We start from the raw sequence: 10,878 nt of genomic DNA, 5'->3' as shown, positions 1-10,878 counted from the left end.
TCGCATTGATTCAGACGAAACGTTGGATACCGCTTATGGTAGTAGCTTCGGTAACGGCTCAATCAGTAAAACTTTGGGGCCAGCTACTTACTTCGTGGATGTCTACACAACTGGTTCCTCATATAACACTAACTACACTCTGGGATTATCTGCTTAACAAATCAGTAATTTAGGACTTACCCAAAGAAACCCGGTTTCTTGAAGTAGACAATCGCCCTCTCATCCTCCATCCCAAAAGCGATCGCACTCACTCTCGCCTAAGTGTGCGATCGCTCATATTTTGCAAATGCGATCGCCCTCTCATCCCCCCATACCAAAAGCCTCGCACTCACTCTCGCCTAAGTGTGCGATCGCTCATTTTTTGCAAATGCGATCGCCCTTTCTATTTCCACAAAAGCGATGGCAGCAGCGATGCGTAGCATTATTCTGCTGCTATCGCTTTTTTTCACTTCATCTCTGGAATTTTTTTGTTAATATGCAATCATGCTAACATATTAGCAAAGTTGGGATGTGCGATCGTGAGAATATAGGAGTAAGAGGAAATCTAAGTGGGAAGCAAAACTCAAGTGCCAGCCAAGCGACACGACCCAAATTACATTCAGATATCTGGAGATGTCCGAAAAGAACTAGGACTTCAATTTAAAGCCGCCTGTACTCTCAAGCAGTTAAGCATCGGAGAAGGGTTGGAAGAGGCGATCGAGATGTGGTTAAATGCTTTGCCAGCCCCCTCATCCAACAAAAAGGGGGATAAGTGAGAGATCCAGACAGAGAAAAATTTGAACTGGGCAATCCAATCAACGAACCTGTACAAGCCTATAACATAAAAGAAGCCAAACAGAAATGTGAACAGCTAGCAAGTCAATACGAAAGGCGTTTGGTAGAAGTTCGCCCTGAAGGTAGAGCCTGGTTTCGTTGCTACTTTGAATGAGGTAAACAGATGAAAATTCGAGAATCAGTTGGTCAAGGTGTATGGAATTCTTCTGTTGGGTGGTGCTGCGAACCCCTTGATTTTATCCCACCTGGTCATATTGCCTTAGCAATTGAAGCGACGACGCTAGATCTTGTAGACTGGGATATTGAAGAAATTGGACAAAAAGTAGGTTTTGAAATTGAATATCGATACACGGGAGTAAATGACCCCAAGGATTCATCTTTAGCTTGCGTAACTCAGTTTGTTGGTATTTATGGAGACTGGTCAAAACTGCATCAAGATATGGAAGTTCTAATTGCAGCTGGCATTCCGCGTCATCTATTTAAAATGCTTACTTCCAATGACGATATTGATTTGAAACCTGTAACAGAATACGTGCAAACGACTGTTGTTTAGGGTGATAAACTTGCTAGCAGTAACCAAATGCGATCGCCCTAACTATTTCTACAAAAGCGATCGCTTAGTTGTATCGTTGGGTATGCTACTGCTGTGCCAGCAAGGGGACTTTTCATTTAAAATATAGAGTTAGTTTGATTAAGTGTGGACACCAATTGAGCAATTAACCATGAAATTAACAGCAACCGAACAAGGCTTATTTATTCCTAAAGAACTTTTAGGAGAAAACCAAGAATTTGAAATTATTCAAGAACAGGGTAAAATTATTATCACCAGCATCGAAAAAACATCTTCTATTTGGAATTTAGGTAAAGATCCTGTGGAATGTGATGTAAAAGATGGCGCAATTAACCACGATCGTTATCTTTATAATTCATGAGATCAGATCGATAGTTGCTACAATATGCTTAACAAATAAGTCAATAAGCAGATGAAAATTAGAGCAATCATTCATCCAGCAGAAGAAGGTGGCTATTGGGCAGAAGTTCCAGCGCTTCCAGGGTGCATTACTGAAGGAGAGACGATCGAAGAAGTAATGGCTAATTTAAAAGATGCTATTGAAGGTTGGTTGGAAGTTGCTAATAGTCGTGAAGCAATTGCTTCTACAGATCAAGTTGTGGAAATTGCTGTATGAAATCTATTTCTGGCAAGCAACTGTGCAAAATTGTAGAGCAGAAAGGTTGGATTTTAAAAAGAATTACTGGGAGTCATCATATTTATGAGAACCCAGAATTAGAACAAATTTTGTCAATTCCTGTTCACCGCAATCAAGATTTGAAAGTAGGAACATTGAGAGCTTTAATGAAAATAGCACAGTTATCTGAAGAAGATTTACTCTGAGTGTGAATTCTTGTAACCTCGATCGCGTAAATGCTGAATGTCTTGTTCAAAGTCTTCAACATCATAGTGAACGCAAATCCCACGACTACCAAGAAGTTTCTGAAATTCGATTTGGTGCATTTGGGCGATTCTGCTAGCACGACCTAAAGTAATCAGTTCTTTTTGAAATAAAGCGATCGCAATTTCTCGCAGCCAGTCTGCTTCGCCTAAAGCAGTATTTTGAACGATTTCGTCGGGAATTTCCAGAGTTATTTGCATATTAATTTGCCGCCTGTAATGGGAATTTACCTAAATTATAGTTTGATAAAAAGAGCGATCGCCCCTAAAATAAACAATGCGATCGTATTATGCTACTCCAAAACCCGTATACTCTCGAAGATAGGGAGGTTGAAGCCCGAATACAATATCTTCTTTAGGAATGCCCATTTCTACTAATTCTTCAGCTATACTTTTATCTGTTTGATTGCGCTGAATCCAGATTTTTCCATTTTTGATATCTAAGTGGATGAAACAGTTATAAACGCGGCGATCTTGATTCCATCCCAAATCAATAATTAGATAGCGATCGCGTTTTTTATCAAAAACTACTTCCACTTCTATTTCACCATTAACAGGCGGTGATTTTTCATATTCTAATAGTAATTTTTCAATGCAGTGGCGATAATGCACTAGTTTATCCATTTAGCGATCTCCTCCTTAACTGGATCGTACACAATTATTTTAACCAGGTGTTTTTTTACTGAAGCTTTGGGTAATTCTCGCTGAAAAAAAGATTCATACGCAACAGTTGGAACTGCTAAATATAAGGTGCGCTCTGGCTCTATTTCTTCTAAAACTAATCGGTAATTCAAAAATTGTCCCAAGGCAGTGTGAAAATCAGCTAGTGCGGAATCATTCAAAAAACTTTTAACTTCCACTGCAATTTTTTCTCCTGCTTTTTCTGCTCCCAATATTCTTTCTGCGCCCAAGTCTATCTCAACTCGCTCATCTTGTGCATATTCAATTCTCAGAGGATCGTGAGTAACTAACCAATTCTCTTTTTCTAGACTCCGTTTTACTGCATTATGGAATTTATCTTTAGCTGCCACTGACTGAGACTCCAAACCTAATTCAATAATAGTATGCCTTCTCCTTCTTCACCTAATAAACTATTGTTGATTTAGCGATCGCAACGCATCTTCAAACTCTCGCAGCGCCACGCTAGAACCAATTTGCCAACCTCGATCGATGTATTGTGGAATTAAAGTTTTCAAATCATAATTAGGGAACCATCGGCTAATTTGAGATTCTTGATATTGTTGGGAATCGAAATGATAAATTAATAACTGATTTTGGCGGTAAACCCAAAGTTCTACAGGTGAAATTGCTTGATAATCTTCTGGTTTAGTGGTGGAAGTTAAGTCTATTTCAATGGCTAAATCTGGGTTAAGATCTGTTTCTAAGTAGATGTGTTCTTTGCCTAAAATGCGATCGCGATTATCTATATAAAAACAGTAATCTGGTTCGATTCCCTGGCGGTTAATTCTCTTCAACGTTACTGGTGTAAATGCGTCCCAATCTTTCCCCGCTTGTCGCAATAAAGCTTTGACCAAATCTGCAAGTAAATCTGCATTCTTAGCGTGTCTTGGCAATGGTGACATAATTCTAATTTCTTGGGTTTTACTGTTATAGCGAATCCTCAAACCAGCTTTATCTTCTCGACGCTTTAACAATGTCTCATAATCTTCCCAAGTTCTAAATCTAAGGATTAGTTCATCCCCTGGTGCTAGAGAAATGATATCTTCAGTAATTGTGGGTAAAACCATATTTTGATTACCTGCAAAGCTGACATTTTCCTAATTATAGCAAGGCTAAATTCACTCCAAAGCAGCAATTTGTTGAGCAAACCACATCGCCGCCATCCCATTTCCTTGGACTAACATTTTCAAAGTTTCTGATAACAAAGAAATTGGTAATCCTTCCATTATTCCTGAAAATTCACATTCTTGATATTTCCCATTATCTTGTAACCTAAAGGCTAATACTCTTGCACCTTGAATATCTACAACCCAATATTCAGGAATTTTTAAAGCTGCATATAAACGTTTTTTCTCATCTAAATCATTGGCTAAAGTTGTATCAGCAATCTCGCAAACTAAATCGGGTGTTCGCCATTTATCTAGGTTGATTTTTCGCGGTTCTCCTCTTTGCCATTGGGGGAAATCTTTACCGACATATAAAACGCGATCGGGCGCACCTCCACCCACATTTGGCTTCTCAATTACGCAACCTCCAAGATCATCAAAAGCTTGTCCACCTTTGCTACTAAACCAGAAAGCAAATATCATTGTTAGTAACGAGTTAAATCTAGCGTGGTTAATTCCTTCGTTACCCATTTCAATTAAAAGATAGCCTTCATAAAAAAATATTCTAGCTGATTCCAACGTTGGATCTTCGCAAGCAGCTAGATAATCTTCCCATGTAGTGGGTTGCCATTGGGAAATTGTGGGATTATCTAATAATGAAGTTAGGCTATTCATAATTGAGCAGCAGTATATGATAGTAAAGTAGGCAATTAAATCTATTATAGATTTAAGCTAAGTAATAGAAAAGATAATCATTGATTTATGAGTCAAGCGGAAAACTATAACTCGATCTATATCCGCAACATGGAAATAGATGACATCGCTCCAGTATATCATTTGGGAGAATCTGTTTTTACTAGCGATTTGTATCCCTATTTATATCGCACTTGGGATGAATGGGAGGTAATCGGACTTTACAATACCGATCCAGAATATTGTTTAGTTGCGGAAATAGATGAACAATTAGCAGGCTTTGTTTTAGGTACAATTATTAACAAAGCAACCTGGACTTATGGTTACATTATTTGGCTGGGAGTTAATTCTAATTTTCAACGTCGAGGTGTCGGAGACAAATTAGTTGATAAACTGGTGGAACGGATGATTGAAGATGGGGTGCGTTTTATGTTGGTGGATACCGATCCAGCTAATACGCCAGCAGTTAAATTTTTTACGCGCAAAGGTTTTGGTAATACCCGTCAGCACATTTTCTTGTCTATGAATTTGAGTAAACATGAATATTATGGCAGACTAATTGCTTATGAACGGGAAAAAGCGGAGAGGGCTGCATATAAGCGATCGCGCCGTCGTCCATCTACCAAAACCTCGGAAGTGGTGAATGAAGTCGCTACTAAAGTAATGGTAACAGACTCAGAATTACCCGATAACAATAATCCTGATATTTCTCCTATTTCTTAACAGATCCAAGCCTAATTTAAGGAAATAAAGATGCCTCAGCAGCAACCACAATGGCAAATTCAGCCAACAGTTCAACCGCCAGAATGGTTAATTAATGCAGTTAAGCAACAAGCACCAGAATTATCTGGTAATTATGCTGCTCAATTGTTATGGCAAAGAGGAATTCGTAATCCTGAACAATTAGCAGAATATTTAAATCCTGACCTTTACAAACCTGATAGCCCCTTTGCTTTTGGTGAGGAAATGTCTTGGGCAATGGAAAGATTGCTTAAAGCAAGAAATGACCAAGAAATTGTTGCCATTTGGGGAGATTTTGATGCTGATGGCATCACTTCTACTACTGTTTTATGGGAAGGTTTAGGGCAGTTTTTTGGGCAAAATACGCAATTATTTTATTACGTTCCGAATCGGTTTACTGAATCTCACGGATTGAACTGTCAGGGAATTGAAAAACTGGCTAAACAGGGAGTTAAGTTAATAGTTACTTGTGATACTGGTAGCACTAATTTAACTGAAATTGAATTTGCCCAAAAGTTAGGAATTGATGTAATTATCACCGATCATCATACTCTACTGCCAGAAAGACCTCCAGTAATTGCAATTATTAATCCCCGCAATTTACCAACCGATCATCAATTATTTAATCTTTCGGGTGTTGCTGTTGCTTACAAAGTGGTAGAAGCGCTTTATCAAACTCTGCCAAATGTGCCTCAAGAACCATTAGAAGATTTGTTAGACTTAGTGGCGATCGGGTTAATTGCTGATTTAGTTCAATTAAATGGTGATTGTCGATATTTAGCAAAATTAGGCATTGAAAAACTGCAAACAGATTTACAAAAACCACCAAAATTAAGGCGACATCCGGGGATAGGTAGACTGCTGGAACTTTGCAAGAAAAGTGGCGATCGACCAACGGATATTTCCTTTGGAATTGGCCCAAGAATTAACGCCGTTAGTCGCATTCAAGGAGATGCAACTTTTTGCGTAGAATTGTTGACTAGTCGCGATTTAAAACTGGTGGAAAAGTTAGCTGCGGAAACCGAATTAGCTAACTCTCGCCGCAAAGCATTGCAGAAAGATGTGGAAAAACAAGTCTGGCAAAAATTAGCGCAATCAGACCTATCAACTACTAGTATAATTGTCTTGACAGAAGTTGGTTGGCCTGTAGGAGTTTTAGGTTTAGTTGCAGGTCAAGTTGCCCAAGAAACAGGTCGCCCAACTATTTTATTAAGCGTAGAAACAGCAGAAGAATCCTCAGAAAATATTAATTTTGCCAGAGGTTCGGCGCGTTCAGTTAATCAAATTGACCTTTATCAATTAGTGAAAGATCAAGCACATTTGTTACATAGATTTGGCGGGCATCCTTTCGCCGCAGGTTTAAGTCTTCCCGTTGAAAATCTTCCCTTATTTACGGAAGCAATTAATCATCAATTACGACAACAAATCGCAGCAGATCCTAGTAAATTAAACCGAATAATCACAGCAGATTTAGAGGTAAAAGTGGCAGATTTAGGTCAAGATTTGTTTCGGGAAATGAAAGTTTTAGAACCTTGTGGTATGGGCAACCCTGTACCGCAATTAATGATTAAAAATTGCTGGTTTGAGAATCTAGAAAATTACAATATCAAAGATGCAATTGGGAATAAAGTTGCCTACATCAAAACTAATTTTTTAATTAAAGATTCATCAAGTAAAGTTGCTTTTCCGGGGATTTGGTGGGGACATTATAAAGATGAAATTCCTGAAGGGCGTTGTGATGCGATCGCAGAACTAGATTTCAACACCTACCAAAAACGCTATGAAGTGCGATTAATTGCCGTGCGTTCTTGTGCAGAAAAGGTTGATTTATTTAATAACGTTAATCAACCTCAATTAGAGGAAATTTTAGATTGGCGAGATGCAGAAGTTTCGCCATCAAAAGATTCTAATTATCAACCATTAATTGTCAGAGAGTGTCCAAGTAATTGGGATGATTTACAATTATGGTTTCGCCAAGCTTTGCAAAGTAACAAAAAGTTAGCTATTGCTTATCCACCTCCTAAACAAATATCGCCTAATCAACTTTGGGAAGACTTAATAGGAATTGCAAAATATCTTAGCCGTACTGGAAAAAGCGCGACACCGGATCAATTACAACAAAAATTAGGCATTAGTGATACTTGCTTATATTTGGGATTAGAAACCTTAGCTAAGTTGGGCTTTCAAGTAACAAATTGGGATGGACAATTTCAAATTACTAATAATCAGAAATTGCCCTCATCAAATTTGGATGGTGAAGTTGGTGAGGCGATCGCGCAATTTTTAGCAGCTGTCCAAGAAGAACAATTCCGTCGCCAGTATTTCTATGAAGTTCCTTTAGCAACTATTCAATCAGTAGTTTCTCGCACATAAATCCCCTTAGATCCCCGACTTCTTGGAGAAGTCGGGGATCTCGCTTGGAGATGGCAACTTTATTTCTTGAAGTAATTCCATTTGACAAATTTTGCTACAGTTCTAGGTACGTTATAGAATTTCTCTAAAAATAGATTCCATAAATACCCATATTGCGGGTATCTTTTAACTAACAACGCATCAGAAATTACATGAAATCTGGGCGGTTTCAATTCGGGAGGTTTATCAATATAGCGAATTTGTTCTGGACTAGGCATCCAATGACCAATTATGGCATCTTTTTGAAAGTATTTAGCCTGCACAAATACGCCTAATAACCTGTCAAAACCTGATGTAGGTATCCAGGTAATTGCACCCAATACTTTTGTAGTTTGGGAAAGGTCTACAAGTGCTTGTTGCACTAATTTATTGCGCCAAACTACATTATTGAAATTTTCAAAATGATAGCCTAAATTATCTTTTCTTCCAGTAAAAGGCAATAATGCAAATTTTAAATCTAACTTCTTGTCTAAAGGAATAACCGGAACTTCTAACAAACCTTTGAAGTTACCTTGCTGATAAGGATAAGGGTTTTCTGGAGTTTTCTTACAAATCTCTAATTGTCGAACATCAGGAATTTCTCCCCAATCTTGTTTTATCCGTTCTTGATCTTTAAAATCAATGTTTTCTTTCTTTAACCTTAAAATCCAACTTTCGGGGAATCTCTCAAAATACTGAATTGTTAAATCCACTACATCAGGATGCACAAAATCATCATCATCTAACGCTAAAACATATTCACCAGTAGCATTAAGTAAGCCAACAAATCTTTGCATCATTTCCCCTTTGTAGGGACTGGTTAATATTTTAACTCTCGGATCGTCTAATGGACGAATCGGCACACTAGGGTAATAAACTAAGACAAATTCAACATTTCCTTTAATTTTCAATAACTGTTCTAACCAATAATCAGAAAATTTTCCAGTCGTCGGAGTTACAATTGTCAGAGTTGGCTTGTCTTTCATATCATTTATCCTAGTTAATAACCTAAATTAGCTTGTCTTTCACATTTAAACCCTTTCATTTTCCAAACAGTTAAATCAACTTGGGAAAGCGGGATTAAATCATTACACTTTGGTTCATAAAATTGGCTGACAAAAGCCCAAATTAATCCGCGAGTTACATCTGCTGTAGTCACAAAAAATGATTCGCGATTGGCGGGAACACCTTTAGTTTCTGCTGCTACTTCTAATTCTACCCAAATTCCGTGAGAACCTAACATAATTTGTGCTAACCAAATTGCTCTTGGTAAATGGGTTGCTGAAGTAACTATTTTAACTTTTTTTACTTGCCATTGTTTGAGAATTGGTAAACTAAAATAGAAGTTTCCAAAAGTGGAATTGGCACAGTTTTCTAGCCAAACTTTGTCAATGGGAGCAGCGGCTCTTTGAAATATTAGTAAAACACATGGATCTAAGGAACCGTGAGAGATTAAAATTGGGATTTCGGGTGATTGTTTAGCTAACTGGGCAACGTGAATTTCTCTGGTTATACTTCCTCCTAATACGAGAATCGCGCCTACTGGTTTTTGGGAGGCTGCATATAAAATGGCGCTGTTATATAGTAAACAAACACCTAAGATTAAGCATAAACTGAATAAACCGATGAGTAGCGATCGCTTACCCAAAAACCGCAACCCAAACCTAAATTTATTTTTCTGCTTTTTCTTGGGTTTCATTGCTACTATTTTTGGCGAAGTCAGGGTTAAGTTGAGTTACTAAATGCACCAATTCTGGCAAAATCAATTTTTCCATTGCGAGTTTCACAGCATTACTAGAACCAGGAACAGAAAATATTAGTTGATTTTGGTAAATCCCCGCTACTGCTCTAGATGCGATCGCCCTCGATCCAATTTCCTGATAACTCAAAAAGCGAAACAATTCCCCAAAACCAGGTAATGTTTTTTCGAGTAACTGTTCGATCGCGTCATAAGTTGTATCCCTTGGCGCAATCCCAGTACCACCATTGAAAATCAAAGCTTGCAAATCTGAGCGTTGACTCAAAACCTGCATTTGCTCTCCAATTTGCACTGGTTCATCTTTGACGATAGCGTAAGCCCCTACTGTATGACCAGCATTTAGTAATAAATTTTTAATTAAATTGCCGCTGCGATCGGTTTCTTCAGTACGAGTATCGCTAACTGTAATTACTGCACAATTAACTATGAGTTTAGATTTGTCGGGATGTGGTAAGTCGCTCATAAATTTTACTGAACTAAAAGAAGGATGAAGTAGTAAAATTAACCTCATCCTCCAGTTTATTTATTTCATTCTTTTGGCTTGTTCAAAGCTAAACCATGTTCTTCAGCATACCGCTCCATAAACCGTTTAAACCGCTCCCATTGTTCAGCAGATCTAATAATGTAAAGTGCTTCTAATGCTTCAGGTTGACCGTTAATAAACTTAGCTTTTACTTCCCTTGTTACTAATTCCCCTTCTTCATCAACTAAATACATTCCAGTAATTTCGTCTGTACTGGTACTGCTGAGTGCTTTCGGTTTTTCAAAATAGAATGTCGCTGTGCCATTACTCCCATCCCGCGATCGGGTAATTCGTACATCGGGAATAACCTCTTCATTGATGCCTCTAGAAAACTGAATTTGAGCCATGATACCTTAATAGACAATTTTATGATCAGCCATTTTAGTATTTTCTCATTATTTAGAACCCAAAGTTCTAGATCTTTTGAGAATAGGGAATAACTGTATAAATAAGCACGTATACCCTAGAGGATTTTTCGTAAAGTTATTAACATAACTTCACTCAATTAACACAGTTTTCTTTCCAGTATAAAATGTTGATAAAGATAGCCTTTTTTCTATCCTTTGTTTGTTATCAATTTCGTATAATTATTAATTGGTACGCATAACTACGCATAACCTTTACTTGTTGGAGCATCGCTCAGCGAGATTATATAGGTAGCGTTTGAAGTGTCAATTTGCGTTTGTCCTGTTACCAAGTTGCTTTTTGCATCTTGGTACAGGTACTTTATTCCATCAAATCATCCGTTGCAGGTTCACCA

Annotated in this window: 17 protein-coding genes; 8 read left to right on the top strand and 9 right to left on the bottom strand. The window is 37.9% G+C overall.

The window, feature by feature from the left end; all coding sequences use genetic code 11:
* Nucleotides 1–548: 548 nt before the first annotated feature.
* The 6 genes from ACE1CC_RS35780 (at nt 549) to ACE1CC_RS35755 (ending at nt 2,167) form a co-directional block, all read left to right on the top strand.
* Nucleotides 549–755: a hypothetical protein gene (locus ACE1CC_RS35780; protein ID WP_374827939.1), complete on the top strand. Its 207-nt coding sequence runs from the start codon at nt 549–551 to the stop codon at nt 753–755.
* Nucleotides 752–928 carry a hypothetical protein gene (locus tag ACE1CC_RS35775; protein WP_413275197.1) on the top strand — a complete coding sequence of 59 codons (177 nt, stop codon included), beginning with the start codon at nt 752–754 and terminating at the stop codon, nt 926–928. The genes ACE1CC_RS35780 and ACE1CC_RS35775 overlap by 4 nt, the downstream gene beginning before the upstream one ends.
* Before the next feature lie 9 nt (nt 929–937).
* Nucleotides 938–1,327, top strand: coding sequence for a hypothetical protein (locus ACE1CC_RS35770; RefSeq protein WP_413275196.1), 390 nt, complete (start codon nt 938–940; stop codon nt 1,325–1,327).
* A gap of 169 nt (nt 1,328–1,496) precedes the next feature.
* Nucleotides 1,497–1,706 carry a hypothetical protein gene (locus ACE1CC_RS35765; RefSeq protein WP_413275195.1) on the top strand — a complete coding sequence of 70 codons (210 nt, stop codon included), beginning with the start codon at nt 1,497–1,499 and terminating at the stop codon, nt 1,704–1,706.
* 51 nt (nt 1,707–1,757) lie between these two features.
* Nucleotides 1,758–1,961, top strand: coding sequence for a type II toxin-antitoxin system HicB family antitoxin (locus ACE1CC_RS35760; protein WP_413275194.1), 204 nt, complete (start codon nt 1,758–1,760; stop codon nt 1,959–1,961).
* A complete protein-coding gene (locus tag ACE1CC_RS35755) occupies nt 1,958–2,167 on the top strand; it encodes a type II toxin-antitoxin system HicA family toxin (protein WP_413275193.1) in 210 nt (69 codons plus the stop codon). The genes ACE1CC_RS35760 and ACE1CC_RS35755 overlap by 4 nt, the downstream gene beginning before the upstream one ends.
* On the opposite strand, the gene ACE1CC_RS35750 is transcribed toward ACE1CC_RS35755, so the two are convergent.
* The 5 genes from ACE1CC_RS35750 to ACE1CC_RS35730 all read right to left on the bottom strand — a co-directional run bounded on the left by ACE1CC_RS35750 (nt 2,159) and on the right by ACE1CC_RS35730 (nt 4,686).
* A complete protein-coding gene (locus ACE1CC_RS35750; RefSeq protein WP_413275192.1) occupies nt 2,159–2,425 on the bottom strand; it encodes a UPF0175 family protein in 267 nt (88 codons plus the stop codon). The genes ACE1CC_RS35755 and ACE1CC_RS35750 overlap by 9 nt on opposite strands.
* A gap of 87 nt (nt 2,426–2,512) precedes the next feature.
* Nucleotides 2,513–2,848 carry a XisI protein gene (locus ACE1CC_RS35745; RefSeq protein ID WP_413275191.1) on the bottom strand — a complete coding sequence of 112 codons (336 nt, stop codon included), beginning with the start codon at nt 2,846–2,848 and terminating at the stop codon, nt 2,513–2,515.
* Nucleotides 2,836–3,255 (bottom strand): XisH family protein, encoded by a 420-nt coding sequence (locus ACE1CC_RS35740; RefSeq protein WP_413275190.1) that lies wholly within the window; start codon nt 3,253–3,255, stop codon nt 2,836–2,838. The genes ACE1CC_RS35745 and ACE1CC_RS35740 overlap by 13 nt, the downstream gene beginning before the upstream one ends.
* Nucleotides 3,256–3,315: 60 nt before the next feature.
* Complete coding sequence (locus ACE1CC_RS35735) at nt 3,316–3,972, bottom strand: Uma2 family endonuclease (RefSeq protein ID WP_413275189.1); 657 nt, start codon at nt 3,970–3,972, stop codon at nt 3,316–3,318.
* Between the two features lie 51 nt (nt 3,973–4,023).
* Nucleotides 4,024–4,686 carry a Uma2 family endonuclease gene (locus tag ACE1CC_RS35730; protein WP_413275188.1) on the bottom strand — a complete coding sequence of 221 codons (663 nt, stop codon included), beginning with the start codon at nt 4,684–4,686 and terminating at the stop codon, nt 4,024–4,026.
* Nucleotides 4,687–4,773: 87 nt separating this feature from the next.
* On the opposite strand from ACE1CC_RS35730, the gene ACE1CC_RS35725 reads away from it, so the two are divergent.
* Nucleotides 4,774–5,427: a GNAT family N-acetyltransferase gene (locus tag ACE1CC_RS35725; RefSeq protein ID WP_413275187.1), complete on the top strand. Its 654-nt coding sequence runs from the start codon at nt 4,774–4,776 to the stop codon at nt 5,425–5,427.
* 30 nt (nt 5,428–5,457) lie between these two features.
* A complete protein-coding gene (recJ, locus tag ACE1CC_RS35720; protein WP_413275186.1) occupies nt 5,458–7,818 on the top strand; it encodes a single-stranded-DNA-specific exonuclease RecJ in 2,361 nt (786 codons plus the stop codon).
* Nucleotides 7,819–7,877: 59 nt separating this feature from the next.
* Here the strand turns inward: recJ and ACE1CC_RS35715 are convergent, their stop codons facing one another.
* The 4 genes from ACE1CC_RS35715 to psb28 all read right to left on the bottom strand — a co-directional run bounded on the left by ACE1CC_RS35715 (nt 7,878) and on the right by psb28 (nt 10,465).
* Entirely contained in the window at nt 7,878–8,822 is a 945-nt protein-coding gene (locus tag ACE1CC_RS35715) for a glycosyltransferase family A protein (protein WP_413275185.1), read from the bottom strand.
* Nucleotides 8,823–8,836: 14 nt separating this feature from the next.
* On the bottom strand, nt 8,837–9,535 hold the full coding sequence (locus ACE1CC_RS35710; protein ID WP_413275184.1) for a YdcF family protein: 699 nt from the start codon (nt 9,533–9,535) through the stop codon (nt 8,837–8,839).
* Entirely contained in the window at nt 9,507–10,058 is a 552-nt protein-coding gene (locus ACE1CC_RS35705; RefSeq protein WP_413275183.1) for a MogA/MoaB family molybdenum cofactor biosynthesis protein, read from the bottom strand. The genes ACE1CC_RS35710 and ACE1CC_RS35705 overlap by 29 nt, the downstream gene beginning before the upstream one ends.
* 65 nt (nt 10,059–10,123) lie before the next feature.
* Nucleotides 10,124–10,465 (bottom strand): photosystem II reaction center protein Psb28, encoded by a 342-nt coding sequence (gene psb28 / locus ACE1CC_RS35700; protein WP_413267593.1) that lies wholly within the window; start codon nt 10,463–10,465, stop codon nt 10,124–10,126.
* Nucleotides 10,466–10,878: the final 413 nt, after the last annotated feature.

This window comes from Floridaenema aerugineum BLCC-F46, from assembly GCF_041929345.1.
Taxonomy (GTDB): Bacteria; Cyanobacteriota; Cyanobacteriia; order Cyanobacteriales; family Aerosakkonemataceae; genus Floridanema; species Floridanema aerugineum.
The sequence above is the reverse complement of the archived record's forward strand: the minus strand, read 5'-3'. Positions and strand labels throughout refer to the sequence as shown.